This window comes from Variovorax sp. GW460-12-1-14-LB1 (assembly GCF_059423605.1).
The window spans coordinates 1-26,541 of sequence record NZ_JBWKYF010000081.1 but is presented as its reverse complement, the minus strand read 5'-3'; the positions used below and the strand labels follow the sequence as shown (position 1 = coordinate 26,541).

24 protein-coding genes are annotated in these 26,541 nt (G+C 69.9%); 9 read left to right on the top strand and 15 right to left on the bottom strand.

What is annotated here, in order from left to right; translation table 11 throughout:
• Positions 1–5: 5 nt before the first annotated feature.
• Positions 6–1,841 (bottom strand): sensor histidine kinase, encoded by a 1,836-nt coding sequence (locus tag AC07Y4_RS28235; protein ID WP_487848079.1) that lies wholly within the window; start codon positions 1,839–1,841, stop codon positions 6–8.
• A gap of 6 nt (positions 1,842–1,847) precedes the next feature.
• The gene (locus AC07Y4_RS28230; protein ID WP_307635879.1) at positions 1,848–2,591 is read right to left on the bottom strand and encodes a response regulator transcription factor; all 744 of its coding nucleotides are present in this window, start codon (positions 2,589–2,591) and stop codon (positions 1,848–1,850) included.
• Positions 2,592–2,881: 290 nt separating this feature from the next.
• Between AC07Y4_RS28230 and AC07Y4_RS28225 the strand changes: the two genes are divergently transcribed.
• From AC07Y4_RS28225 to mtgA, 5 genes are read left to right on the top strand one after another with little or no spacing between them, the layout of a single operon-like run.
• Positions 2,882–3,475, top strand: coding sequence for a YqiA/YcfP family alpha/beta fold hydrolase (locus AC07Y4_RS28225; protein ID WP_159273879.1), 594 nt, complete (start codon positions 2,882–2,884; stop codon positions 3,473–3,475).
• 52 nt (positions 3,476–3,527) lie between these two features.
• Complete coding sequence (locus AC07Y4_RS28220; protein WP_487848080.1) at positions 3,528–5,597, top strand: ribonuclease catalytic domain-containing protein; 2,070 nt, start codon at positions 3,528–3,530, stop codon at positions 5,595–5,597.
• Between the two features lie 49 nt (positions 5,598–5,646).
• Positions 5,647–6,498, top strand: coding sequence for an energy transducer TonB (locus AC07Y4_RS28215; RefSeq protein ID WP_062481214.1), 852 nt, complete (start codon positions 5,647–5,649; stop codon positions 6,496–6,498).
• A 35-nt stretch (positions 6,499–6,533) separates the two neighbouring features.
• Positions 6,534–7,391, top strand: a complete 858-nt coding sequence (aroE, locus tag AC07Y4_RS28210) for a shikimate dehydrogenase (RefSeq protein ID WP_487848081.1) — start codon at positions 6,534–6,536, stop codon at positions 7,389–7,391.
• A complete protein-coding gene (mtgA, locus tag AC07Y4_RS28205) occupies positions 7,388–8,131 on the top strand; it encodes a monofunctional biosynthetic peptidoglycan transglycosylase (protein ID WP_354345701.1) in 744 nt (247 codons plus the stop codon). The genes aroE and mtgA overlap by 4 nt, the downstream gene beginning before the upstream one ends.
• Here mtgA and AC07Y4_RS28200 read toward each other — a convergent pair.
• On the bottom strand, positions 8,076–8,513 hold the full coding sequence (locus AC07Y4_RS28200; protein ID WP_159278553.1) for a ribosomal maturation YjgA family protein: 438 nt from the start codon (positions 8,511–8,513) through the stop codon (positions 8,076–8,078). The genes mtgA and AC07Y4_RS28200 overlap by 56 nt on opposite strands.
• Before the next feature lie 9 nt (positions 8,514–8,522).
• Between AC07Y4_RS28200 and AC07Y4_RS28195 the strand changes: the two genes are divergently transcribed.
• Together AC07Y4_RS28195 and AC07Y4_RS28190 are read left to right on the top strand one after the other, a co-directional pair.
• Complete coding sequence (locus tag AC07Y4_RS28195) at positions 8,523–9,383, top strand: lysophospholipid acyltransferase family protein (RefSeq protein WP_487848082.1); 861 nt, start codon at positions 8,523–8,525, stop codon at positions 9,381–9,383.
• A gap of 4 nt (positions 9,384–9,387) precedes the next feature.
• Positions 9,388–10,377 carry a phosphatidate cytidylyltransferase gene (locus tag AC07Y4_RS28190; protein WP_095948182.1) on the top strand — a complete coding sequence of 330 codons (990 nt, stop codon included), beginning with the start codon at positions 9,388–9,390 and terminating at the stop codon, positions 10,375–10,377.
• 23 nt (positions 10,378–10,400) lie between these two features.
• Here AC07Y4_RS28190 and AC07Y4_RS28185 read toward each other — a convergent pair whose 3' ends face one another.
• Complete coding sequence (locus AC07Y4_RS28185; protein WP_495275441.1) at positions 10,401–12,485, bottom strand: tetratricopeptide repeat protein; 2,085 nt, start codon at positions 12,483–12,485, stop codon at positions 10,401–10,403.
• A gap of 148 nt (positions 12,486–12,633) precedes the next feature.
• On the opposite strand from AC07Y4_RS28185, the gene ruvC reads away from it, so the two are divergent.
• Positions 12,634–13,182: a crossover junction endodeoxyribonuclease RuvC gene (ruvC, locus tag AC07Y4_RS28180; RefSeq protein ID WP_495275440.1), complete on the top strand. Its 549-nt coding sequence runs from the start codon at positions 12,634–12,636 to the stop codon at positions 13,180–13,182.
• A 4-nt stretch (positions 13,183–13,186) separates the two neighbouring features.
• On the opposite strand, the gene AC07Y4_RS28175 is transcribed toward ruvC, so the two are convergent.
• A complete protein-coding gene (locus tag AC07Y4_RS28175) occupies positions 13,187–14,509 on the bottom strand; it encodes an alpha-methylserine aldolase (protein WP_487848084.1) in 1,323 nt (440 codons plus the stop codon).
• Between the two features lie 107 nt (positions 14,510–14,616).
• On the opposite strand from AC07Y4_RS28175, the gene AC07Y4_RS28170 reads away from it, so the two are divergent.
• Entirely contained in the window at positions 14,617–15,564 is a 948-nt protein-coding gene (locus AC07Y4_RS28170; RefSeq protein WP_487848085.1) for a LysR family transcriptional regulator, read from the top strand.
• A 10-nt stretch (positions 15,565–15,574) separates the two neighbouring features.
• Here the strand turns inward: AC07Y4_RS28170 and AC07Y4_RS28165 are convergent, their stop codons facing one another.
• The 10 genes from AC07Y4_RS28165 to murD form a co-directional block, all read right to left on the bottom strand.
• Entirely contained in the window at positions 15,575–15,751 is a 177-nt protein-coding gene (locus AC07Y4_RS28165) for a hypothetical protein (RefSeq protein WP_495275439.1), read from the bottom strand.
• 24 nt (positions 15,752–15,775) lie between these two features.
• Positions 15,776–16,699, bottom strand: coding sequence for a UDP-3-O-acyl-N-acetylglucosamine deacetylase (lpxC, locus tag AC07Y4_RS28160; protein WP_062474216.1), 924 nt, complete (start codon positions 16,697–16,699; stop codon positions 15,776–15,778).
• Between the two features lie 227 nt (positions 16,700–16,926).
• Positions 16,927–18,141 carry a cell division protein FtsZ gene (gene ftsZ / locus AC07Y4_RS28155; RefSeq protein WP_062474218.1) on the bottom strand — a complete coding sequence of 405 codons (1,215 nt, stop codon included), beginning with the start codon at positions 18,139–18,141 and terminating at the stop codon, positions 16,927–16,929.
• A 170-nt stretch (positions 18,142–18,311) separates the two neighbouring features.
• Positions 18,312–19,541, bottom strand: coding sequence for a cell division protein FtsA (ftsA, locus tag AC07Y4_RS28150; RefSeq protein WP_056575685.1), 1,230 nt, complete (start codon positions 19,539–19,541; stop codon positions 18,312–18,314).
• Positions 19,542–19,561: 20 nt separating this feature from the next.
• Positions 19,562–20,350 (bottom strand): cell division protein FtsQ/DivIB, encoded by a 789-nt coding sequence (locus AC07Y4_RS28145; protein WP_062474220.1) that lies wholly within the window; start codon positions 20,348–20,350, stop codon positions 19,562–19,564.
• A 3-nt stretch (positions 20,351–20,353) separates the two neighbouring features.
• Positions 20,354–21,325, bottom strand: a complete 972-nt coding sequence (locus AC07Y4_RS28140; RefSeq protein ID WP_487848086.1) for a D-alanine--D-alanine ligase — start codon at positions 21,323–21,325, stop codon at positions 20,354–20,356.
• Positions 21,322–22,785: a UDP-N-acetylmuramate--L-alanine ligase gene (gene murC, locus AC07Y4_RS28135; RefSeq protein ID WP_139703001.1), complete on the bottom strand. Its 1,464-nt coding sequence runs from the start codon at positions 22,783–22,785 to the stop codon at positions 21,322–21,324. The genes AC07Y4_RS28140 and murC overlap by 4 nt, the downstream gene beginning before the upstream one ends.
• Positions 22,782–23,846, bottom strand: a complete 1,065-nt coding sequence (murG, locus tag AC07Y4_RS28130) for an undecaprenyldiphospho-muramoylpentapeptide beta-N-acetylglucosaminyltransferase (protein ID WP_487848087.1) — start codon at positions 23,844–23,846, stop codon at positions 22,782–22,784. Before murG ends, murC begins: the two co-directional genes overlap by 4 nt.
• On the bottom strand, positions 23,843–25,138 hold the full coding sequence (ftsW, locus tag AC07Y4_RS28125) for a putative lipid II flippase FtsW (RefSeq protein WP_062474228.1): 1,296 nt from the start codon (positions 25,136–25,138) through the stop codon (positions 23,843–23,845). The genes murG and ftsW overlap by 4 nt, the downstream gene beginning before the upstream one ends.
• On the bottom strand, positions 25,135–26,541 hold a 1,407-nt coding region (gene murD, locus AC07Y4_RS28120), incomplete at its 5' end, for a UDP-N-acetylmuramoyl-L-alanine--D-glutamate ligase (RefSeq protein WP_495275438.1). The genes ftsW and murD, both read right to left, overlap by 4 nt.

The window sequence follows — 26,541 nt, the reverse complement described above, 5'->3', positions numbered from 1 at the left end:
CCCCTTCAGTCGAAAACGAGCTGAACGACCGTGCGCCCCGGTCGGCTTTCGATCGCCAGCCGGGCTCCGATGGCGGCGGCGCGCTTGGACAGCGCCTCCGGCACCTCGGTGGCGTCGAAGCCCACGCCGTTGTCGATCACCCGCAGGCGCACGGCGCCGTCGCGCGCGTCAGCCTCGATGCGCAGCGCGCTCGCATGGGCATGCTGCAGCACGTTCGAGATGGCCTCGAACAGCAGGAACTGCAGCTGCCGCGTGGCGTGGGCGTCGAGCTGCGTCACCGGGGGCAGTTCGTCCACGCCCCACTCGAAGGCGATGTCCGCAGCGGCCAGCCGGGGTTCCAGCCGGTAGCGCAGCGCCGCCAGCAGCGCGCCGATGTCGCCGGGCGGCAGGTGGATGGAGTCGATCGACAGCTTGAGCTGGTCGAGCGAGTCGCGCAGGGTGCGCAGCAGTTCCTCGGGGCTGGTCTGGCCCGACTGCAGCTGGCGGATCGCCGAGCTGATGTGCGAGCCCACGCCGTCGTGCATGTCGCGCAGGATGCGCTCGCGCTCGTGGGTGCGCGCCTGGTCGCGCGCCACCTCCTCCAGCTCGGCGTAGGTGGAGGCCAGTTCGCGCTCGCGCTGCGCCACCCGGTCGGCCAGCGTCTTGACCCAGCCGCGCGCCTGCACGCTCGCGAAGTGGAAGCGCCGCAGCACGATCAGCAGCAGCGCCACGCCGAACATCACCGAGGAATAGCGCACCCAGGTGGTTTCGCCGTAGGCGTCGCTCAGGCGGATCACCAGCCAGTCGCGCGTGCCGAAGGCCACCGTGACCAGCGCGGCGCCGGCCACCAGCAGCCGCTCGACGCTGGGCCGGCGCACCGTGGCAACGGCAAAGGCGATCACGAAGCCGACGACGATCGTGATCTCGACCGCCAGCCAGGCCGTGAGCCACCGCGGCTCCTCGCGGTTCAGCGCCAGCCAGGTGAACACCACGGTGCCGGCCACCACGGCCGCCGTCGGCCAGCGCACCCAGCGCGTGCGCGGGCTCTGGGCCCAGTCGGCGAGGTGGTAGCAGAACATCATGGCGGAGGCGGCCCAGCCCGCGTAGCAACCGGCCATCAGCACGCCCCATAGCTGCCACGGCAGCGGCGGCTCGGGAATCATGGCGTCGGCCACCCGCAGCGCCCAGCAGAACTCGGCGACCGCGGCCCAGAAGTAGAGCGCGTCGCGCTGGCGGCGGCCGGTCGCGCCGGTGTCGACCTGGGTGAACCACAGCGCCAGCGCGATGCTGCCGACGATCAGGCTGAACGCCGTCAGCAGCACCGACCCCGTGAAGCGCCAGGCGTAGGCGCCTTCGAACAACGCGGTGCGCACCGGCGTCGCCGGCCCGATCGTGAGGCGCGACAGGCCGGCGCGCCGTTCGCTGTCGGCGCGGATGCGGATCTGCAGCAGGTTCTCGCCCTCTTTCAGCAGCCGGCCGGGCACCGGCACGTAGACGGGGGCCTTGGCGTAGTCGGCGCGGTTGCCCTGGCTGAGGTCGCCGTAGGACTGCAGCAGCGCGCCATTGAGCTGCACCTCGAAGACGCTGCCGGCACGGGGAATGAAGACGCCCCAGGGCACCTCGGGCAGGGTCTCGACCCGGAACGGCAGCTCGAAGCTCGCGAAGCCGGTGCGGCCGCGGTGCCGGCGGTCCCAGTGGTAGGACAGGTCGACCGCTTCGGTCTGCACGACACCGTCGATGGTGGTGGTCACCCTGGCGTGGCGCAGTTCGATCGGCCCCTGCGCCTCCCCTGCGGCGGCGCCCCCCGCGGCGAACAGCGCCGCCAGCCCGAGCAGGCACAGGAACGCCAGCCGCCGCAGCATCCGCCCTCAGCCCGGGTGGGACAGCAGGCCGAGGCGCGTGGCCTCGAACACCGCTTCGCTCTTGGAATGCACCGCGAGCTTGCCGTAGAGGTTCTTGATGTGGGTCTGCACCGTGTGCACGCTCAGGCCCTTGAGGCGCGCGATCTCGGCGTACGAGAAGCCGCGCGCGATCAACGTCAGCACCTCGTGCTCGCGCGCCGAGAGCAGGCCGCGGTCGGCCTCGTCGAGCGCCGTCTCTGCCGGCGCCGCGCCGGCGGTCCCCGGCACGGCCGCCTGCAGGCTGCGGTACTTGGCGAGCACGCGGCGCGCGATCATGGGCGAGATCGGCGAGGCACCGGCCTTCATCTCGACGATGGTCTGTGCGATGTCTTCCGGTGCGGCGTCCTTGTGGATGTAGCCGACGGCGCCGGCCTCGATGCTGGCCAGCACGTTCTCCTCGTCGCCGAAGACCGACACCACCAGCGGCTCGCAGCCGGGAAAGCGCGCGACGGCGTCGCGGATCACGTCGAGCCCGGTGCCGTCGGGCATGCCGAGGTCGACCAGCAGCACGTCAGGGATGGTCGCAGTCGCGGCCAGCCAGCTGCGCGCTTCCTGCACGGTGCCGGCGCTGCCGAGCCAGAACAGGCGCGGGCTGCGCTGCACGCTGGCCTCGAAGAAGGCGCGTGCGCGGCTGTCGTCCTCGACCACGAGCACGCCCCAGCGGCGTGGCATCCCGTCATCCTGTACCTCGGTGTTCATGGGATGAAGCATAAGCCTGGGCACCCACCGCCACGCGGGGCCTGCCTCCCTCGTTCATGGGATGCCCCCTGCCAGATGCGTCACGAAACTTGTCTCTTCTTTCCGCCCTTGCGCCGCACCGCCGCCCCCTGCGCGGCCGCACCGTGAATACTTTCGAATTCCAGCCACGCCCTCGCGGCCTTCTCATGGGCCGATTCGCAGGGATTTGTGGGGTCACCGCGCCGTGAGCGGTGCGGACCTCATGCAAAATTGTCTGAATCCGGCCACGGGGCGCGACCAGCGCACCCCAGTCACCTCCTCCCATGGAACCGCAAACCACCCATCTGTTGTATCTGCACGGCTTCCGTTCGTCGCCCCGCTCGACCAAGGCGCGGCTGGTGGCGAAGCACGTGGCGCGCGAGCACCCGAACCTGGAGTGGTGGTGCCCGCAGCTGCCGCCGTCACCGCACGATGCGATCGACATGGTGATGAAGGGCATCGCGCACTGGCCGCGCAAGTCGATGGCGGTGATCGGTTCGTCGCTCGGCGGTTTCTACGCCACCTACGTGGCCGGCATGACGCGCTGCCGCGCCGTGCTGCTCAACCCCGCGGTGCACCCGGCGCGCGACCTCACGCGCTACATCGGCAGCCAGACCGCCTGGCACGATCCGTCCGAGCACTTCTATTTCCAGCCGGAATTCATCCAGGAACTGCGCGCCATGGAAATCGGCGCGCTCACGCGGCCCGAGCGCCTGTTCGCGATCATCGCCAAGGGCGACGAGGCGCTCGACTGGCACGAGATGTCGGCACGCTACCCCGACAGCCGCATCAAGCTGCTCGAGGGCGGCGACCATGCACTGTCCGATTTCGAAAAAGCGCACCTCGACGACGTGATGGCCTTCATCAACCCCGTCTAGCGTTCGCCCCGGGCCTGGAAGCGCGCCCTATCCCGCGTGGGAGAATCGCCGGATGTTTGTATTGTTTGAAGAAGCCGGCAAATACCTCGGCGGCCGCATCCTGTCGGAAGCCGAAGCCTCGGCACAGGTCGAGCTCGAGACCGGCAAGCGCGTCAAGGTCAAGGGCGCCAACATCGTTCTGCGTTTCGAGAAGCCAGCCCCAGCCGAGCTGATGGCGGAGGCGCGCACGCTCGCCGCCGCCATGGACCTCGACCTCGCCTGGGAATTCGCAGCCGAAGGCGAGTTCGGCTTTGCCGACCTGGCGGCCGACTATTTCAGCGACAAGCCCTCGCTGGCGCAGCAGGCCGCCGCGCTGTTCGCGCTGTTCGAGGCGCCGCACTACTTCCGCCGCGCGGGCAAGGGGCGCTTCAAGAAGGCGCCGGCCGAAATCGTGCAGCAGGCGCTGGCGGCCATCGAGAAGAAGAAGGCCATCCAGGCGCAGATCGTCGAATGGGCGGGGCAACTGGCCGAGGGCGTGTGCCCGCCGCCGATCCGTGAGCAGCTCTACAAGATCCTGTTCAAGCCCGACAAGAACGCGCCCGAGTACAAGGCCGTGGTCGACGCCGCGCGCGCCACGCAGCGCCCGCCACTCGACCTGCTGGAGCGCGCTGGCGCCATCGATTCGCCCTACCAGTTCCACTGGCGGCGCTTCCTGTTCGAGAACTTCCCCAAGGGCACCGGCTTCCCCGCGCTCGCGGCGCCAGCCGTCGCCGACGACCTGCCGCTGGCCGAAGGCGTGCGGGCCTTCTCGATCGACGACTCGCAGACCACCGAAATCGACGACGCGCTGTCGGTGCAGGGCATGGGCAGCGGCACCATCACGGTCGGCATCCACATCGCCGCACCGGGCCTGGCGCTGACGCCGGGCAGCGCCATCGACGCCGTGGCGCGTGCGCGCATGTCCACCGTGTACATGCCGGGCTACAAGATCACCATGCTGCCCGACGAGGTGGTCGACACCTACACGCTGCTCGAAGGCGGCGATCGCCCGGCGGTGTCGCTCTATGCGCGCTTCGACGAAGCCACGCTCGAGCTGCAGGCCACCGAGACGAAGCTCGAGCGCGTGCCGATCGTTGCCAACCTGCGCCACGACCAGCTCGACGCCGTCGTCACGCAGCCCTGGCTCGAAGACGCCACCTTCAACTCCGACAACACCCCCGACGCCGCCGCGAAGCTGCGCGCGCCGCTGTCCTTCCTGTTCCGCCTGGCCAAGCACCTGAAGGCGCAGCGCGAAGTGGTGCGCGGCAAGCCCGAGAACTTCAGCCGGCCCGACTACAACTTCCGCCTCGTCGGCAACGACGGCGCGGAGCCTACCGGCAACGAGCAGGTGCAGATCAGCACGCGCCAGCGCGGCGCGCCGCTCGACCTGATCGTGTCCGAGGCCATGATCCTGGCCAACAGCAGCTGGGGCGGCTGGCTCGGCGAGCTCGGCGTGCCGGGCCTGTACCGCAGCCAGGCCAGCCTGGCGCCCGGCATCAAGGTGCGCATGGGCACGCGCGCGCTGCCGCACGCGGGCCTGGGCGTGAAGAGCTACGCCTGGAGCACCTCGCCGCTGCGCCGCTACACCGACCTCGTGAACCAGTGGCAGATCATCGCGGCCGCGCGCCACGGCAAGACCGCCGCGCTGGCCGCGCCCTTCAAGCCGAAGGACGCCGACCTGTTCTCCATCCTCTCGGGCTTCGACGCGGCCTACGCCACGTACAACGCCTACCAGGGCGGCATGGAGCGCTTCTGGACGCTGAAGTACCTGCAGCAGCAGGGCATCACCGAGCTCGAGGCCACGGTCATCAAGGACATTCCCAACGGCGCGCTGGTGCGCGCCGACACGCTGCCGCTGGTGTTCCCGGTGGCCGGCCAGCAGGAGCGCGGCGCGCGCGTGCGCGTGAAGCTCGGCGAGATCGACGAGATCGCGCTCGACGTGAGCGGCACCGTGCTCGAACGCTTCGACGTGCCGCAGGCCGATGCCGCAGCCGCTGACGGCGGCGAGGACGACGAGGAAGAAGTCGCCGGCCCGATCGCCATCGCGGTCGACCTGAGCGACACCGAGGCCGCACCCGACCCGGCGACGACCACGCCTGCATGACCCCCGGTCGAACGACCGGAGACACGCGACCCCTGGAGGAGTTTCGAGAATGAATCTCAAGGACCTCAGCACGCTGCAGATCGCTCTGGGCGTGTCGGTCATCGCGCATGCCGCGTTGCTCGCGGTGCGCTTCGTCGATCCCGAATCGTTCAACCGGGTCTTCAGCGAAACCCCGCTCGAGGTGATCCTGGTCAACAGCAAGACCAACGACAAGCCCGACCCCGCGGCCCGCGTGATGGCTCAGACCACGCTCGCGGGCGGCGGCGACCTCGACAAGGGTCGCGCCACCAGCCCGCTGCCGCCGTCGAGCTTCACCACCATGGGCGACTCGTTCGAAGAGTCGCGCCGCCAGGTCGAGGCCATGCAGGCCCAGCAGATGCAGATGCTGGCGCAGCTCAAGCGCGAACTGGCCGCCATGCCCGTGCCCGATCCGCGCCAGGCCGGCGACCCGACCGAGGCCGCCGCGCGCGAGGAAAAGCGCCGCCAGATGGTCGCGCTGCTCGCCGAGATCGAGCGCCGCGTGAACGAGGAAAACGCGCGCCCCAAGAAGCGCTACCTGAGCCCCGCCACGCGCGAGGCCGCCTACGCGCTGTACGTCGACACGCTGCGCCGCCGCATCGAGGTCAAGGGCACCGAAAACTTCCCGACCGCCGCCGGCAAGAAGCTCTACGGCGAACTCAAGATGACCGTCACCATCAACCACGACGGGCGCGTGCTCGACACCGTGGTCGACGAGAGCTCGGGCAACACCACGCTCGACCGCCGTGCCCAGGCGATCGTGCGCAGCGTCGGCAACTTCGGCAAATTCACCGACGCGATGCGCAAGCAGACCGACCAGATCGTGCTGCAGTCGCGTTTCAAGTTCACGCGCGACGAGACCATCGAGCTGTCGTCCCAATAGCAACAGCATCCCCAGCAGAACACGGAGCATCGGCCATGGATCAGTACTGCGTCATGGGCAACCCCGTCGAGCACAGCCGCTCGCCCCGCATCCACGCGCGCTTTGCCGAACTCTGCGGCCAGCCCATGGCCTACGGCCGGCGCCTGGTGCCGATCGGCGCCTTCGCCGAAGGCCTCGCCGCCTTCCGCAGCGAGGCTGCCGCGCAGGGCGACACCGCACGCGGCTGCAACGTCACCGTGCCCTTCAAGTTCGACGCCGCCGCGCTCGCGCAGCACACCAGCGAGCGCGCCACGCTGGCGCAGGCCGTGAACACGCTGCGCTTCGAGGCCGACGGCAGCATCCACGCCGACAACACCGACGGCATCGGCCTGGTCAACGACATCGTGCGCAACGCCGGCGTGCCGCTGGCGGGCCGGTCGCTGCTGCTGATCGGCGCCGGCGGTGCGGCGGCGGGCGTGCTCGGGCCGCTGCTCGACGCGGGCGCCGCGCACGTCGTGGTGGCCAACCGCACGCTCGACAAGGCCATCGCGCTGGTGCAGCGCCATGCCGCGCTCGCGCTGCGCCACGGTGCCACGCTCGAGGCCTGGGCGCTCGACGAGGTGCCGGGCGACTTCGACGTGGTGGTCAACGCCACCGCCTCCAGCCTCGCGGGCGACGCGGTGCCGGTGCGCGCGCAGGTGCTGCGTCCCGGCGCGCTGGCCGTCGACATGATGTACGGCCCCGCCGCCGCAGGCTTCATGGCCTGGGCCGAGGCGCACGGCGCGGTCGCGCGCGACGGCCTCGGCATGCTGGTGGAGCAGGCCGCCGAAGCCTTCGAATTCTGGCGCGGCGTGCGCCCGCCGTCGGCGCAGGTGCTGGCCGAGCTGCGCGCCTTGCTCGCCGCCGGCGCATGAAGGGCCTGCTGCGCCTGATCGCCTGCCTCGTGGTGGCGGGCCTGGCGCTCGAACTGTTCTTCGTGGTGCGCATCGCGGCCATGGCGGTGATCGATCCGCAGAGCACGGCCTTCCAGCGCTCCGAGGCCTGGCGCGTCGCCCTCTCGCAGGGCCGCGACGGCGGATGGCGCCAGGACTGGGTGCCGTACACGCAGATCAACGACACCCTCAAGCGCGCCGTGATCGCGAGCGAAGACGCCGGCTTCGTCGACCACAACGGCGTCGAGTGGGAAGCCATCGAGCGGGCGCGCCAGCGCAACGCCCGCGCCGAGCAGCTGGCCGCCAAGCGCATGGCGCGCGCGGCGGCACGCGGCAAGCCGGCGCAACCGGCCCCGCTGCGTGGCGGCTCCACCATCACGCAGCAGCTCGCGAAGAACCTGCTGCTGTCGGGCGAACGCACCATGCTGCGCAAGGGGCAGGAGCTGGTGCTCGCCACGCTGCTCGAGGTGCTGCTCGACAAGCGGCGCATCCTCGAGATCTACCTGAACAACGTCGAATGGGGCGAAGGCGTGTTCGGCGCCGAGGCCGCCGCGCAGTACTACTTCAGGAAGCCGGCCGCGCGCCTGAGTTCCTACGAAGCAGCGCGCCTGGCCGTGATGCTGCCGAGCCCGAAGTTCTTCGAGCGGCGGCCCAATTCGTCGTACATCAACGGACGGGCATCGACGATCGTGGCGCGGATGCCGGCGGTCGACCTGCCCTGAGCTTGCGCACCGCGCCTTCCACCACCAGCACGGCGACGAAGCCGATCGCGTAGGCCAGCACGTCCCACCAGTCGGCGGTGGCGCCGAGCACGATGCGCAGCGCGCGGTTCGGAATGTGCAGGTGCCACGTCGATGCCAGGAACTGCCCCAGTTCGACCAGCAGCCCCACGCCGAAAGCCGCCAGTGCGAGCGGCAGCACGCGCGCGGCGACGAAGGTCTTGAACACGAGGTACACCCACGCCACGGCCAGCACGTCGCCGAAGAAGCTTCGCACCCAGCCCCAGCGCGCGCCGACGGTGGCCAGCAGCACGAGCAGTACAAAAAGGGCCACCGCCCACGCCAGGGAAAGAAGATCGAATCGCCATCGCATGGCCCGTATCATCGCCTCCATATGCTGGCAAAGCTCACAGGTTGGTTGCTGCTGGGAATCGTCCGATTGCTCACCGGCGCGCAGGCGCGCTGGTACGGCTGTCCACCGAAGGCCGAGCAGCGCATCTACTTCGCGAATCACCAGAGCCACGCGGACCTCGTGATGATCTGGGCCGCGCTGCCCGAGGAGCTGCGCAGCATCACGCGGCCCATCGCGGCGCGCGACTACTGGGCCAACACGCCGGTCAAGCGCTGGATCACGACGGAGGTGTTCAACGCGGTGTATGTGGAGCGGGCGGCCACGGGGGCTGCGCCGGTTGCGCCACCGCCGCCGGTAGCACCGCCACCCGCCGCGCCCATCGCCCCGGCCGAGCGCATCGAGCCGTCGATGGAGCCGCTGCTGCCGATCGAAACTGTGTCTCACGCACCAGCTGCCGAAGGCCCGCAGGAGATTCAGGGCCAGCTCGACCTTCCCGCGCCCCCGCCGCCTCCACCACCGGTCGCACCGCCGCCCGCCATCGAGCCCGAAGCGCCAGCCGCCGCGCCCGAGCCCCCTGCCGCCGATCCGCTCGCCCCGCTCATCGACGCGCTGCGCAGCGGCGACTCGATCATCATCTTTCCCGAAGGCACGCGCGGCCACACCGGCGAGCCGCAGAAATTCAAGTCGGGCCTGTACGCACTGGCGACGATGTTCCCCGACGTGGTGCTCGTGCCGGCCTGGATCGACAACGTGCAGCGCGTGATGCCCAAGGGCGAGATCGTGCCCGTGCCCATCCTGTGCTCCGTCACCTTCGGCGCGCCGATCCGCGTCGAAGCAGGCGAAGAGCGCCGCCCTTTCCTCGACCGCGCCCGCGCCGCGGTGATCGCCTTGCGCGACGTCTGAAGGTATGAACCAGTTCCTGCGCAGCCTCAGCCCGACCCAGCAGGTCGCGGCCCTTTTCCTGATCGTCTTCGGTCTGCTCTTCATCGTGAGCACCGCCGTCTTCTTCCTGAGCTTCAAGGAGCGGCGCAACCCGGTGCACGACGAGTCGTGGCAGGCCGAGCTGGCGCATTTCCGCGCGCTGCTGGGCACCACCTGGTTCATGGTGATCGTGTTCTGGATCGGCTGGGCGCTGGGCGAAACGGTGGCCACCGTGCTGTTCGCGCTGATCGCGTTCTTTGCGCTGCGCGAGTTCATCACGCTCTCGCCGACGCGCCGCGGCGACCACCGCAGCCTGATCCTCGCGTTCTTCGTGGTGCTGCCGATCCAGTTCTGGCTGGTGGCCACCGCGCGCTTCGACCTGTTCACGGTGTTCATCCCGGTCTACGTGTTCCTCGCCATCCCGGTGGCGAGCGCGCTGGCGAACGACCCCAGCCATTTCCTCGAGCGCAACGCCAAGCTGCAGTGGGGCATCATGGTCTGCGTCTACGGCATGAGCCACGTGCCCGCGCTGCTGCTGCTGACCTTCCCGGGCTACGAAGGCAAGAGCGCGTTCCTCGTGTTCTTCCTGGTGTTCGTCGTGCAGACCTCGGTGCTGGTGCAGCACCTGATCTCGCGGCGCATGCAGCGCACGCCGTTCGCGCCGAACGTGAGCCGCAGCTTCAACTGGACCAGCTGGGGCGTCGGCATCGTCGTGGCCAGCCTGGTGGGCGCGCTGTTCTCGTTCATCACGCCGTTCAAGTTCGGGCAGGCGCTCGCGGTGTCGATCATTGCCTGCGTCGCGGGCTCGATGGGCCACCTCGTGATGAAGGCGCTCAAGCGCGACCGCGGCATTCCGAACTGGGGCCAGAAGGGCGTGGGCGTGACCGGCGCCAACGGCCTGCTCGACCGCGTCGACGCACTGTGCTTCGCGGCGCCGATCTTCTTCCATTCGATCCGCTGGTACTTCAACGTCTGAAGCACCAGGCGGGCGGCGGGCGATCAGACCTTGCGCCGCACCACCCGATCGAAGGCCTGCTTCGCGCGCCGTCCCAGGGCCTTCGTCTTCAGTGCCTGAAGCTCGCGCTTGAGCCGCGGGCGCTGCTCGGCCGAAAGCGCCGTGCCGAAGCGCTCGAGTGCCAGCTCCAGCGCCTCGCGCTGCGCCGCCACCCGCCCCTGCCGGCCTTCGGCCTCGGCCAGCCATTCGCAGGCATTCGCGACGCGCTCGCGCAAGGCCGCGTCGCCCGACTCGCCGAAGCGCGCGATGAGCACGCGGTAGGCCTTGGCCTGGCCGGCCAGGTCGTCCATCTTGTCGAAGGCCTTGGCCTTGTTGATCAGCGACTTGGCGGCCCACAGCTGCAGGGCGCTGTCCCGCGCCATCGCCGTGCGCGCGATCACCTCGTCGTAGCTGGCCACGGCCTCGGCGAAGCGGCCCGCGCGGCGCAGCACGGCGCCCTTGCGGAACAGCGCACCGGCCACGCGCGCGCGCAGGTCGGGCAGCTCGGAATTGCCCCAGCGCGCAACGATCTCGTCGTGCACGCGCATCTCGTCCGCGGGCCGCGCGAGGCGGTCGAGCGCGGTGCTCTTGTATTGCAGGCACAGCGCCACCTGCGACTGCATTTCGGTGGAGACATCGGCGCCGTAGCGCGCGTCCATTGCATCGGCCGCTTCGACGACCTCGGCGAAGTGCTCCAGCGCCAGCAGGCAGAAGGTCTTGTGCGACAAGGCGCGCGCGCACTGGCGGCGCATGAGCGGGTGCGGCGAGGCGGCATGCGCCGCGAGCACCTCGTCGAACAGCGCAATGGCTTCGCGCGATGCGCCCGCGTCACCGAGCTTGCGGCCTTCGCGGACGGTGTCGCACGCCGCATCGAAGAGCTCGGCCGGCAGCTCGCCGGCGTCGAGCCCGCCGGTCTTGCGCAGGCGCTTCAGGCAGGCCTCGCGCCCGGCCATCGCCTTCACGCGCAGCTCTCGCAATTCGGGCGTGGCGCCGTCGCGCGACGCCGCCACGAGCGGCTCGTACACCGCAAGCGCCGCCTCGGGCCGGCCCAGCAGGTCGAGCAGCACGAAGCCTTTGTGCAGCAAGGTGGTGGCCACGGTGCGCTGCACGACGGCGTCAGCGTCGTGCGCGAAAGCACCGAGCAGGCGCTCGCAGGCAGCCAGCGCGGCCTCGCCGTCGCCCTGGTCGCGCAGCCCCACGGCCCACTCATGGGCGCGCACGGCCGCGAGGCGGCGCACCTGCGCGGAGGCGTCGTGGCCGTAGCGATCGAGCAGCCAGCCGACCAGCTCGGCGCGGCGCGCGACCTCGTCGAGCCCGAGGCCGTCGAAGAACAGGGCCAGCGCGCGCACGCCTTCCAGCCGCAGTTCGGGCGCGGCATCGGCCAGCCCGGTCTCGATCTGGTCGGCCACCTGCAGGCACAGCACCTGCGCCTGCGTGTGCTGCGCCAGCTCGCGCAGGTTGAGCACCGCGGCCAACCGGGCCCGCGCCACGCGCAGGACCACGCCGGCGTCGGCGCCGCCCTCGAAACGTTCGATGGCCGCCTCGAGCGTGGCCAATGCGTCCTGCGGCAGCCCGCGGTGGTGTTCGATCTCGGCCTTGAGCAGGCGCGCGTCGAGCCGCCACGCATCGAGCGCGGCATCGGCCTGCGCATCGAGCTGCTCGCTCATGAAGTCACAGGCCTCGCAGCGCGCCGCCGCGTCGTCGATGAGCCAGGTGCGCTGGTACAGCGCGTGGGCGATGTGCGCGCGGATCTCGGACTCGCTGCGCCCGCCGTGCGCGGCCACCAGGCGGTCGAGCGTGGCCAGCGCGTCGGCCGGGCGGTGCAGCTGGCGCAGCACGTGCGCGAGCAGCCGCAGCGCCTGGCAACAGGGCACGACCACGCCGGCGTCGGGCAGCGCACCGAACTCGGCGATCAGCCGGCTGCAGGCGGCGATCGCCTCGCGGCGGCGGCCGAGGTCGCTCAACAGCTCCGCCTGGCGAAAGCTCGCGGCGGCGCGTTCGGCGGGAGATTGCTGCTGGTGCGCGGGCAGGGCCGGGGCGTCGTTCGATGGCTTCGGTTGCTGCTGCGCGGAGGACTCGACTACATTCACCTTCGCTTCCTTGTGTGGCGCGCCCCGCGCGGAGCGGGGCGGAATGCAAGAACGGCGGATTCTGCCCGCGATCCCCCACGCATCGCGCGCGAATTCGCACCTTCTTCAACCTTCCTCACCCAGGCTTAGGCCTTTACGCTTCCTTTTCATGCGGATCCTCGGCATCGACCCCGGTTTGCAGACCACCGGCTTCGGCGTGGTCGATGCGGACGGCCATGCGCTGCGCTACGTGGCCAGCGGCACCATCAGCACCCGGCACCTGGGCAGCGGCAACCTGCCGGCGCGCCTGAAGGTGCTGTTCGACGGCATCGGCGAGATCACGGCGCGCTACCAGCCCGAGGCGTCGGCGGTCGAAATCATCTTCGTCAACGTCAACCCGCAGTCGACGCTGCTGCTGGGCCAGGCGCGCGGCGCCTGCGTGACGGCGCTGGTGAGCCACAACCTCTCGGTGGCCGAGTACACGGCGCTGCAGATGAAGAAGGCCGTGGCCGGCCCCGCCCAGGCCGCGAAGGCGCAGGTGCAGGAGATGGTCAAGCGCCTGCTCGACCTGCCCGGACTGCCGGGCGCCGACGCAGCGGACGCGCTGGGCATCGCCATCACGCACGCGCAGGTCGGCCGTTCGATGGCGCGGCTCGCGGAGGCGGCCGAGCTGTCGAAGACCCACGCCGGCACCTACCGGCAAGGGCGTTCGCGCTGAGGCTTCAGCGCACGATGTAGCGCAGGTCGCCCAGGCGCCGGCGGCGTTCGCGCACCTCGACAGCCACGGCGGGCGCATCGCCTGCCAGCGCGCGCGCGATCCAGCCGGCCAGTTGCGGCATGTCCTCGGGCGTGAAGCCCAGCCGCACGATCTCGGGCACGCCCAGGCGCAGGCCGTTGATGTCGCCGTCGACCGGCGCGATCGGCAGGCCGATGCCGCAGGCCAGCAACCCGCCCTGGGCCAGCTGCTTCGCGGCACGCTGTCCGCCGCCCCAGCGCGCGGCCTCGAGCGCGAACTGGTGCGACTGCGTGAAGCCGCGCGCCCTGGCGAACACCGGCAGGCCCTGCGCATCGAGCGCGCGTGCCAGCGCCTGCGCGGTGTCGCGCATCGCCGCCGCATAGGCCACGCCGTGCACCTTCCAGTCGAGCAGGCCACGGGCCAGCGCCGCCGTGCGGCCCGCGTCCGAGTTGGCCGTGAGGCCGGGGTAGGCGATGGCGTCGATGCGCTCCATCAGCGCCGCGTCGTTCGACACGATCAGCCCGCCGGCCGGGCCGCCCAGGCTCTTGTAGGTGCTCATCGTGATCGCGTGCGCGCCTTCTTCGAGCGGCTGCGGCCAGGCCTTGCCGGCCACCATGCCCGAGAGGTGCGCGGCATCGAAGAGCACCTTGGCGCCCACGCTGTCGGCCACCTCGCGGATCGCGGACACCGGGTGCGGGAACAGGTTGAGGCTGCCGCCGATGGTGATGAGCTTGGGCTTCACCTCGCGCGCGAGCTTGGCCAGCGCCACCACGTCGACCGAGTAGCCGTCGGCATCGACCGGCGCCGGCACGGTCTTCAGGCCGTAGAGCCCGGCCGCGCCCGCCGCGTGGTGCGTCACATGGCCGCCGATGGCCGGCGGCGGCGCGATGATCGTGTCGCCGGGCTGGCAGGTCGCCATGAACACGTAGAGGTTCGACAGCGCGCCCGAGCTCACGCGCACCTCGGCGAAGCGCGCGCCGAACACCTCGGCCGCCAGCTCGGCGGCGACCACCTCGATGCGCTCGATGGCTTCCAGCCCCATCTCGTACTTGTCGCCCGGATAGCCCAGCGACGGGCGCGAACCCAGCCCGCGCGACAGCAGCGCCTCGGCGGCGGGGTTCATGACGTTGGTGGCGGGGTTGAGGTTCAGCCCGTCGACGTCATGGATGCGGTGGTTGTCGGCCACGAGGCGTTCGATCTCGGCGGCCACGCCCGACGCGTCGCGCGCGGCGGCGTCGGCGGCAATGGCAAGCACGTGGTCCTCGCTGGCGACGGGGACCCAGGAACGGCGGTGGAGGGCTGCGGGCATGCGGTGTCTCGCTGAGGAAAGGAATGACCGCATGGTCGCGCCCTGTGCCTGTGCCGGCAACACGGATAAACTGGGCCCGAGCCCTAGAAAAACTTGGCCTGAACACCATGTCCCTCGCCCCACCCCGCCCTCGCCTGCCGCCGCACACGGCCGTGCGTGCCTTCGAGGCCGCGGCGCGCCACGGCAGCTTCGCGCGCGCGGCCGAGGAGCTGTTCGTGACGCCCGCCGCCGTCGCGCAGCAGATCAAGGCGCTCGAGACCTGGGCCGGCGGTGCGCTGTTCGAGCGGCACAGCCAGGGCATCCGGCTCAGCGCGCACGGCCGGCGCGCGCTGCCCGCGCTCAGCGCGGCGGTCGACCAGCTCGGCCTCGCGGTGCAGGCGCTGCGTCAGGAAACCCAGACCGCCGCGCGCCGCAGCACGCTGCAGGTGGCGGCCCTGCCGGCGATGGCGCAGCTGTGGCTGTCGCCGCGGCTCTCGCGGCTGAAGGCCGCGCTGCCCGGCGTGCAGGTGTCGGTGACGGCGCTGGAGCAGCCGCCGAACTTCCGGCGCGAGCCCTTCGATCTCGGGCTGTTCTATGCGCGCGGTGCCGAAGCCGCCGTCGGCGCGGCGGGCATCCCGCTCGCGCGCGACCGCCTCGTGCCCGTGTGCAGCCCGCGCGTGCGCGCATCGCTGGAGAGCGCACGCCCGCGCCCGCTCGACGACCTCGTCGACGTGCTCGCGCGCTGCGGCGGCCTGCACGACACGGTGTGGCGCGACGACTGGTCGCGCTGGCTGCAGGCCGTGCGCCCCGGCACCGCGGCAGCCGAGGCCGATGCGCTGGCCGCCGGCCCGGATTTCTCGCTCTACAGCCTCGCGCTGCAGGCCGCGCTCGATGGCGAAGGGGTGCTGATGGGGCGCGAGCGGCTGGTGGCGCCGCTGCTCGAGAAAGGCCGGCTGCACGCGCCCTGGGGGCGGCCGAAGGCGCTGGGGGACACGCTGATGCTGCTGGTGCCTGCGCACCGCAAGGGGCCGCTGCTCGCGCAGCAGGTGCAGGCGCTGCAGGCCCTGGTCGATTGAGCGGCTCGCGCTACGCGACGCGCTCGGCGATGAGAACGGCGAAGAAGCCCAGTGCCGCCAGCACCGTCCACTTGAACACGATCCAGCCGAAGCGGCTGTACTTGACCTGTCCCGTGCCCGCATAGAACGCGAAGGACACGCCCGCCACCAGCAGAAGCAGCAGGATGGCCCAGCGAAAGAGAAGCATCGGAAAGAAAAAGCGTGCGCCTGCTTACCAGGCCCGCGCCACTTCGCCGAAGCCGCGCGGTGCGCGCTTCTCGTCCTCGAAGGTCACGACCTCGTAGGCGTCGCTGTGCGAGAGCAGCTCGCGCAGCAGCTTGTTGTTGAGCGCATGGCCCGAGCGGAACGCGGTGTACGCGGCCAGCAGCGGCTTGCCGATGATGTACAGGTCGCCCATGGCGTCGAGGATCTTGTGCTTCACGAACTCGTCGTCGTAGCGCAGCCCGCCGGCATTGAGCACCTTGGTGTCGTCCATGACGATGGCGTTGTCCAGGCCGCCTCCGCGTGCCAGGCCCTTGCTGAGCATGTACTCGAGTTCCTTGGTGAAACCGAAGGTACGCGCCCGCGCGATGTCGCGGCTGTACGAGTCGGCGCCCAAATCGAAATCCACGCGCTGGCCGGTGGAGTTGACGACGCGGTGGTCGAAGTCGATCTCGAAGCTCAGCTTGAAGCCGTGGTACGGCTCCAGGCTCGCCCACTTCTCGTTGGCGCCCTCGCCTTCGCGCACCTCGACCTTGCGCAGCACGCGGATGAAGCGGCGCGGCGCCTTCTGCAGCTCGATGCCCGCGCTTTGCAGCAGGAACACGAAGGACGAAGCCGACCCGTCGAGGATCGGCACTTCGTCGGCCGTGATGTCGATGTAGAGGTTGTCGATGCCCAGGCCCGCGCAGGCGGACATGATGTGTTCGACGGTCTGCACCTTGGCGCCGCCCGTGGAGACGGTGGACGCCAGGCGCGTGTCGGTGACCGCTTCGGCGGTCATGCGGATCTCGACCGGCTCGGGCAGGTCGACGCGACGGAACACGATGCCCGTGTCGGCGGGGGCCGGTCGCAGGGTCAGCTCCACGCGTTGGCCGCTGTGAAGCCCCACGCCCACGGCGCGGCTGATCGACTTGAGGGTTCGTTGTTGCAGCACGCCCGAGATTTTAGGCGGGCGGCGACCGTGACGCCCTATTCCCTTCGCTATGGCCGCGATAGACATGGACCGGTCAGATAAGAAAGAAAAAAAAAGCCGGGGAGCCCCCGGCGATGGACGCAAGGGGCACGAGGTGGACGCAGCGCCTAGAGCCGGGGGTCAGTCCCTTTCAGGTCTTCCCCGTCCCCTTGCGAACCCTCGTGCCCTCTGCGTTCGGTGGCCTGCGGTCAGTCTGCTTGACGGCGCAGGAATGCGGGGATTTCGAAGTCGTCCATGCCACCCGACGACAGTGCGTCGACCTTGGCAGCGGCCATCGTGCGGTTGGTGCGCCACACGCTGGGCACGGCCATGCCGTCGTAGTTGGGCTGGCTGCCCGAACCACCACCCGCGTGGCCCACGCCGCCGAGCGTCGGCACGGTGAACGGGATGTTGTCGGTGCCGGTACGGATCACTTCGAGCGTCGGGGCCTGGCGGCGTGCGTCGGCACGCGACAAGCCCGTGGCCACCACCGTGACGCGCATCTGGTCGCCCAGGCTTTCGTCGTAGGCGGCGCCGTAGATCACGTGCGCGTCCGGCGAGGCGTAGGCGCGGATGGTGTTCATCGCGAGCTTCGACTCGTTCAGCTTCAGCGAACCCTTCGACGCCGTCACCAGCACCAGCACGCCCTTGGCACCCGAGAGGTCGATGCCTTCGAGCAGCGGGCAGGCCACGGCCTGTTCGGCGGCGATGCGCGCGCGATCCGGGCCTGCAGCCGCGGCCGTGCCCATCATGGCCTTGCCGGGCTCGCCCATCACGGTGCGCACGTCTTCGAAGTCGACGTTCACGCCGCCGTACTCGTTGATGATTTCCGAGATACCGCCCACGGCGTTCTTCAGCACGTCGTTGGCGTGCGCGAAGGCTTCGTCCTGGGTGATGTCTTCACCGAGCACGTCCAGCAGCTTCTCGTTGAGCACGACGATCAGCGAGTCGACGTTGGCTTCGAGCTCGGCCAGGCCGGCGTCGGCGTTGGTCATGCGACGGCCGCCTTCCCAGTCGAAGGGCTTGGTCACCACGCCCACGGTGAGGATGCCCATTTCCTTGGCCACGCGCGCGATCACGGGTGCGGCGCCGGTGCCGGTGCCGCCGCCCATGCCGGCCGTGATGAACAGCATGTGCGCGCCGTCGATGGCAGCGCGGATGTCGTCCACTGCGGCTTCGGCCGCGTCACGGCCCTTCTCGGGCTTGCTGCCGGCGCCCAGGCCGCTGATGCCCAGCTGGATGTTCTTGTGCGCGTTGCTGCGTTGCAGGGCTTGCGCGTCGGTGTTGGCGCAAACGAACTGCACGCCTTGCACACCACGCTCCATCATGTGGGCGACCGCATTGCCACCGCCGCCGCCGACACCGATCACCTTGATCTGCGTGCCCTGGTTGAATTCTTCGACTTCGATCATTTCGATGGTCATTTCTAACTCCTTGAATATTGCAGTTGCCGTTATGTGTCTATGAATATTTCTTTTGCCGTGACGTGATCAACGGGATCGCCGTCGCGATGGTGGACCGGTGCGTCGCCATCGCTCGTTGAAATGCAGCGGAGGGCCCGCGCGTGCGAGCCAGAGTGGGGAGTGGTTCATGGTCAGAAGTTCCCCACGATGAAGTCCTTGAAACGTCCGAACGCAGTCTTTACGGACCCGTTCTTCTGTGCGACCTTGAAGCCACGCATGCGTGCAAAACGTGCCTCCTCGAGCAGGCCCATCACGGTGGCCGCGCGCGGCTGCGCCACCATGTCCGACAGCGCGCTCGAGTACTTCGGAATGCCGCGACGCACGGGCTTGAGGAAGATGTCTTCACCGAGCTCGACCATGCCGGGCATGACGGCGCTGCCGCCCGTGAGCACCACGCCCGACGACAGCACTTCCTCGTAGCCCGACTCGCGCACCACCTGCTGCACCAGCGAGAAGATTTCTTCGATGCGCGGCTCGATCACGCCGGCAAGCGCCTGCTTGCTCAACATGCGCGGGCCGCGATCGCCAAGGCCGGGGACTTCGACCTGCGATTCAGGGTCGGCCAGCAGCTGCTTGGCATAGCCATGCTCGACCTTGATGTCCTCCGCGTCCTTGGTGGGCGTGCGCAGGGCCATCGCGATGTCGCTCGTGATGAGGTCGCCCGCGATCGGGATCACGGCCGTGTGGCGGATCGCGCCGTTGGTGAAGATCGCCACGTCGGTGGTGCCCGCGCCGATGTCGACCAGCACCACGCCCAGTTCGCGCTCGTCTTCGGTGAGCACCGCCTGGCTGGAGGCCAGCGGGTTCAGCATCAGCTGGTCGACCTCCAGGCCGCAGCGGCGCACGCACTTGATGATGTTCTCGGCCGCGCTTTGCGCGCCGGTCACGATGTGCACCTTGGCTTCCAGGCGCATGCCGCTCATGCCGATCGGCTCCTTCACGTCCTGGCCGTCGATCACGAACTCCTGCGGCTCCACCAGCAACAGGCGCTGGTCGCTCGAGATGTTGATGGCGCGCGCCGTCTCGACCACGCGGGCCACGTCGGCGGGCGTGACTTCCTTGTCCTTCACCGCCACCATGCCGCTCGAGTTGATGCCGCGGATGTGGCTGCCGGTGATGCCGGTGTAGACGCGGCTGATCTTGCAGTCGGCCATCAGCTCGGCTTCTTTCAGCGCCTGCTGGATGCTCTGCACGGTAGCGTCGATGTTCACCACGACGCCGCGCTTGAGGCCGTTGCTGGGCGCGATGCCCAGGCCGGCCAGCTTGAGCTCGCCGCCTTGCAGCACCTCGGCCACGACCACCATCACCTTGGCGGTTCCGATGTCCAGGCCTACGACCAGGTCTTTGTATTCTTTGGGCATGTAGATGTCCTCGGTATTCGCTACTTGATTTTTCTTGGGGCCTCGGGCGAGACCGTGGTGACGCCGCGCAGCCGCAGGGCATACGCGTCGTTGTGGCGCAGATCGGCGCGTTCGACGTCCGCCACCGTGCGGCGGTACTGGCCCGCGACCTGCGTCACGGTCTTCAGGAACCGCTGCAGGCGCGCCGACACCTCGTCGCTCTGGCCGCGGCCGAGCTCGATCTCGGCCCCGCTGTCCAGCAGCACCTTCCAGCTGCCGCGGCTGGACAGCCGCAGCTCGGCGATGTCGAAGTCGTAGGGCTCGAACATCGGTGCGAGCACGCGGTACATGCCCAGCACCTGCCCGGCCTGCTCGATCGGGCCGTCCAGGCGCGGCAGGTCGGCATCGACCTCGGCCACGTTGGCCTCGAACACGTCGCCGAAGCCGTTGATCAGCTTGGAGCCGGCCTCGTCGCCCCACACCGCCACCGGCACCTGCTCGGTCAGCGTCACGCGCAGCTTGTTCGGGAACTCGCGCCGCACCACCGCACTGCGCACCCACGGCACCGTCTCGAAGGCGGTGCGCGCACGCGCCAGGTCGATGGTGAAGAAGTTGCCCTTGAGCTGCGGCGCCACGTTGGCGCGCAGCGTGACCGCGTTGTTGTGCGTGACCTCGCCGTCCACCTTGATGCCCGAGATCGGGAAGAAAGGCTGGCGCAGCACCCACCACGCGCTCGCCGCCAGCAGCATGAGCGCCACCAGCACGAACGCAACGTTCGCGACGATGTTCATCAGCTTGACGTCGAAGGGAGCGGGGATGCTGTCGGCCATGGCTTAGTTCGCGCCTCCCTTGGCATCGAGTGCGGCCGAAGCCAGCACGCGCACGCACAGCTCTTCGTAGGGAATGCCCGCCGCGCGCGCCGACATCGGCACCAGCGAATGGCTGGTCATGCCGGGCGAGGTGTTCATCTCGAGCAGGAAGGGCTTGCGGTCGCTGGCGCGGATCATCACGTCGGCGCGGCCCCAGCCGCGGCAGCCGAGCGTGTGGTACGCGGCCAGCGTGATGCGCTGGATCTCGCGTTCCTCGGCTTCGGGCAGGCCGCTCGGGCACTGGTACTTGACGTCGTCGGTGAAGTACTTGTTCTGGTAGTCGTAGGCACCTTCGGGCGCGGCGATGCGCACCACCGGCAGCGTGCGCGCGTCCAGGCCTTGGCCGAGCACGGCGCAGGTCACTTCTTCGCCGTCGATGAACTCTTCGCACAGCACGTCGGCATCGAACTTCGCCGACAGCGCGACGGCATCCTGCATCTGCGAGTAGCCCTCGACCTTGGTCACGCCGATGGACGAGCCCTCGCGCGGCGGCTTCACGATCAACGGCAGGCCGAGCACGTCGGGCACGACCATGATCTGCTCGCGGCTTTGCTGGTCGAAGGCCAGGCGCACGTACTTGGGCGTGGGCAGGCCGTCGGCCTGCCAGATGCGCTTGGTCATGACCTTGTCCATGGCCACGCTCGAGGCCATCACGCCCGAGCCGGTGTAGGGAATGCCGAGCAGCTCGAGCGCGCCCTGCACGGTGCCGTCTTCGCCGTGGCGGCCATGCAGCGCGACGAAGCAGCGCGCGAAGCCTTCGCGCTTGAGGTCGGTCAGCTCGCGCTCCGACGGGTCGAAGGCATGCGCGTCGACGCCGCGCGAACGCAGGGCCTGCAGCACGCCGGCGCCGGACATCAGCGACACCTCGCGTTCGGCGGAACTGCCGCCGAACAGCACGGCCACCTTGCCGAAAAGTTGTGGATCCTGAAGGCTCACGCGGCCCTCCCCTTGCGCGCAGTGCGCTCTGAAGTTGTTGATGAGGGTGCGGGCGGCGTGCCGAGTTCGACCACCTTGCCCGGTACCGCGCCGATGGAGCCCGCGCCCATGCACAGCACCACGTCGCCCGCGCGGGCGTTGTCCAGGATGGCCTGCGGCATGGCGACGATGTCGTCCACGAACACCGGCTCGACCTTGCCGGCCACGCGCAGCGCGCGCGCCAGCGTGCGGCCGTCGGCGGCCACGATGGGCGCCTCGCCCGCGGCATAGACCTCGCCCAGCAGCACCGAGTCGGCCGTGCCGATGACCTTCACGAAGTCTTCGAAGCAGTCGCGCGTGCGGGTGTAGCGGTGCGGCTGGAAGGCCAGCACCAGTCGGCGCCCCGGGAAGGCGCCGCGCGCGGCGGAAATGGTGGCCGCCATCTCGACCGGGTGATGCCCGTAGTCGTCGATGACGGTGAAGGTGCCGCCGGCCGTGTCGTTCGGCACGGCCACGTCGCCGTAGCTCTGGAAGCGGCGGCCCACGCCCTTGAAGCCGGCGAGGCCGCGCTGCACCGCTTCGTCGGCAATGCCGAGCTCGACCGCCATGGCGATCACCGACAGCGCGTTGCGCACGTTGTGCTCGCCCGGCAGGTTCAGCACGATGGGCAGGTCGGGCAGCGTCACGCCGTTGCGGCGCTGCGCGGTGAAATGCATCTGGCCGCCGACGGCGCGCACGTCGATGGCGCGCACCTGGGCGTCCTCGCCGAAGCCGTAGCTGGTGACCGGGCAGGTCACGTCGGCCACGATCTCGCGCACCGCCGGATCGTCGGTGCACAGGATGGCCACGCCGTAGAACGGCATGCGGTGCAGGAAATCGACGAAGGCTTTCTTCAGCTTCGCGAAGTCGTGCCCGTAGGTCTCCATGTGGTCGGCGTCGATGTTCGTGACCACCGCCATCACGGGCAGCAGGTTCAGGAACGAGGCGTCCGACTCGTCGGCCTCGACCACGATGTAGTCGCCGCTGCCCAGCTGCGCGTTGGCGCCGGCGCTGTTCAGGCGCCCGCCGATCACGAAGGTCGGGTCGAGCCCGGCGGCCTCGAGCACGCTCGCGGCCAGGCTGGTCGTGGTGGTCTTGCCGTGCGTGCCGGCGATGGCGATGCCCTGCTTCAGGCGCATCAGCTCGGCGAGCATCAGCGCGCGCGGCACGACCGGAATGCGCTTTTCGCGCGCGGCCAGCACCTCGGGGTTGTCCGACTGCACGGCGGTGGAGGTGACGACCGCATCGGCGCCGTCGATGTGCGCGGCGGCATGGCCCACGAAGGTGCCGATGCCCAGGCCCGCGAGACGGCGCAGCGTGGCGCTGTCGGACAGGTCGGAGCCGGTGATCCGGTAGCCCAGGTTCAGCAGCACCTCGGCGATGCCGCTCATGCCCGAGCCGCCGACGCCGACGAAGTGGATGTGACGGATCGCGTGCTTCATTTCGCAAGCTCCTCGCAGGCGCGGACAACCGCGTCCACTGCTTCAGTCTTCTGCAGGGTCTTGGCCTTGGTGGCCCGGTCGATCAAGGTCGCGCGTTCGGTTTTCTGTAGCAAATCAGCCAGCAATTCAGGGGTGAGGTCGGTCTGTTGCACCAGCCAGCCGCCGCCCGCGTCCACGAGGAAGCGCGCGTTGGTGGTCTGGTGGTCGTCGACCGCCGAGGGGAAAGGCACGAACAGCGCTGCTGCGCCGACGGCCGCGATTTCGGTGACGGTGCTGGCACCGGCGCGCGCGACGATGAGGTCGGCCTCGGCGTACGCCTGCGCGGTGTCGTCGATGAAGGGCGTGAGTTCGCCCTCGACGCCGGCCGCCGCATAGTTGGCGCGCAGTTCGTCGATCTGCTTGGCGCCGCTCTGGTGCAACACCTGCGGGCGGGCGTCGGGTGCAATGCGCGCCAGCGCCTGCGGCACGACGGCGTTGAGCGCCCGCGCGCCCAGGCTGCCGCCGACCACCAGCAACTTGAGCGGCCCCGTGCGGCCCGCGAAGCGCGCGGCCGGATCGGGCTGCGAGGTGAAGGCCGCGCGCAGCGGATTGCCCACCCACTGCGCCTTCTTCAGCACGTTCGGGAAGGCCGTGAACACGCGGTCGGCCACGCCCGCCAGCACCTTGTTGGCGAGGCCGGCGACCGAGTTCTGCTCGTGCAGCACCAGCGGCTTGCCCATCAGCACGCCCATCATCCCGCCCGGGAAGGTGATGTAGCCACCCAGGCCCACGAGCACGTCGGGCTTCACGCGGCGCACCACGGCCAGGCTCTGCCAGAAGGCGCGCAGCAGCTTCAGCGGCAGCAGGAACAGCGTGAGCGGACCCTTGCCGCGCACGCCGCCGAACTGCACCGGCTCGAAGGCGAAGCCGCGCGGGGGCACGAGCTTTTCTTCCATGCTGCCGGGCGCGCCCAGCCAGTGCACGCGCCAGCCGCGCTCGCGCAGGGCCTCGGCCACGGCCAGGCCCGGGAAGATGTGGCCGCCCGTACCGCCGGCCATGACGAGTGCCGTGCGGCCGGTCATACGCGACCTCCCCGCATCAGCACGCGGTTCTCATAGTCGATGCGCAGCACGACGGCGAGCGCCACGAGGTTCATCAAGATCGCCGAACCGCCGAAGCTCATCAGCGGCAAGGTCAGGCCCTTGGTCGGCAGTGCGCCCAGGTTCACGCCCATGTTGATGAACGCCTGGAAGCCGATCCACACGCCCACGCCCTGGGCCACGAGGCCCGAGAACACGCGGTCCAGCGCGATCGCCTGGCGGCCGATGTGCATGATGCGGCGCGTGAGCCACAGGAACAGGCCGATGATCAGCAGCACGCCGATGAGGCCAAACTCTTCGCCGATCACGGCCAGCAGGAAGTCGGTGTGCGCCTCGGGCAGCCAGTGCAGCTTCTCGACGCTGCCGCCCAGGCCCACGCCGAAGACCTCGCCGCGCCCGATGGCGATCAGCGAGTGCGACAGCTGGTAGCCCTTGCCCAGCGCGTGCTCTTCGCTCCACGGATCGAGGTACGCAAAGATGCGCTCGCGGCGCCACGGGCTGCTCGCCACGATGGAGCCGAAGGCCACCACCACCAGCGTCGCGATCACGAAGAACATGCGCGCGTTCACGCCGCCCAGGAACAGGATGCCCATGGCGATCACGGCGATCACCATGAAGGCGCCCATGTCGGGCTCGGCCATCACCAGCATGCCGACCACCACCACCGCAATGCCCATCGGCAGCACGGCGCGGAAGAACCGCTCCTTGATCTCCATCTTGCGCACCATGTAGCTGGCGGCATAGAGCACCATCGCGAACTTGGCCAGCTCCGACGGCTGGAAGCGCATGAAGCCCATCGGCAGCCAGCGGCGCGCGCCGTTCACGTTGATGCCGATGTGCGGAATGAGCACCGCCACCAGCAGCAGCAGCGAGGCCACGAAGAGCCAGGGCGCGGCGCGCTCCCAGGTCTTCATCGGGACCTGGAAGGTCAGCAGCGCGGCGATGAACGCGATGACCAGCGAGGCCGCATGCCGCGTGAGGAAGTACGAGGCGCTGTAGCCGGCGCGCGCGAAGCGCGGGTTGTCGGGCAGCGCGATCGAGGCCGAATACACCATGATCAGGCCCCAGGTCATCAGCGCGACCGTGACCCAGACCAGCGCCTGGTCGAAGCCCAGCACGCGCATCGGCGTGGCCTTGGTTTGCGCGACGCCGGCGCCGCCCAGCCGCACGGGCAGGTGCACGGGCAGCGAATCCATGCCGCTGCGGGCGCGCCGGAACCAGCCGCCGAAACGGCTGCCGGTGCTGGTTTCCTGGCCTGCGGCTGCGGAGTTCAAATCGGGTCCTCCATCGATCCGGCGGTGGACAGCGACGCGCCAGGCACGTACGACACCACCGCGTCGTCGCCACCCACGGCCTCGCGCGGGCTGTCGGCGTAAGCCTCCACGGCCTCGCAGAACACCTCGGCGCGGTGCGCGTAGTCCTTGAACATGTCGAAGCTCGCACAGGCCGGTGACAGCAGCACGGCATCGCCGGGGTGGGCGCGCGCGGCGGCGAGCTTCACCGCCTCTTCCATCGAGCCCGCGTGCTTCAGCGAGACGCCGGTGGAAGCCAGCGCGGCCTCGATCAGCGGCGCGTCGCGGCCGATCAGCACGACGGCGCGCGCGTACTGGCGCACGGGGTCGGCCAGCGGCTCGAAGTCCTGGCCCTTGCCTTCGCCGCCGAGGATCACGACCACGCGGCGCTCCTCGCCGAGGCCGCTCAGTGCGGCCACGGTGGCGCCGACATTGGTGCCCTTGCTGTCGTCGAAGAACTCGACCTCGTCCACGATGGCGATGGGCTCGACGCGGTGCGGCTCGCCGCGGTACTCGCGCAGGCCGTAGAGCATCGGGCCCAGCGGGCAGTCGGCGGCACTGGCGAGCGCGAGCGCGGCCAGCGCGTTCATGGCGTTGTGGCGGCCGCGGATGCGCAGCGCGTCGGCGGGCATGAGGCGCTGGAAGAAGAGCTCTTCTTCCACCACCGCGCCGCGCTTGCGCTTCTGCGTTTCGTCGGCTTCCAGCGCGCGCACCAGCCAGGCCACGCCGTTGATGCGTTCGATGCCGTAGTCGCCCGGGCGCAGCGGCATCGCGCCGCCGAAGGTGACGTGGGTGCGGATCTGCGGACGCTGCAGCCGCACCTTGACCGGCGGCGGCAGCATGGCCATCACGCCGGCATCGTCGCGGTTCAGGATCATCAGGCCCTTGGCGCCGAAGATGCGCGCCTTCGCGGCCGCGTAGGCCGGCATGTCGCCGTGCCAGTCGAGGTGGTCCTGCGTGAGGTTGAGCACGGTCGCGGCCGTGGGCTCGAAGCCCTGCACGCCGTCGAGCTGGAAGCTCGAGAGTTCGAGCACCCACACGTCGGGCAGCGTGCCGGCGTCGAGGTGCCCGGCCAGCGTGTCGAGCAGCGTGGGGCCGATGTTGCCGGCCACGGCCACGGTCTTGCCCGCGCGCTCGACCAGCTGGCCGGTGAGCGAGGTGACGGTGGTCTTGCCGTTGGTGCCGGTGATGGCGAGCACAGCGGGCGTGTAGCCCTTGGGCGCTTCGGGCTCGGGTTCGGGCACGAGTTCGAGCTGCGGCGTGGCCTCTTCCTCGACCGCGGCCGACGCCGGGTTGGTGGCGGACAGCTCGGCGATCTTGGCGACGAACTCGGCGGCCTCGCGCGCCGCGGTGGGCACGTAGGGCTTGCCGGGGGTGGGCAGGCG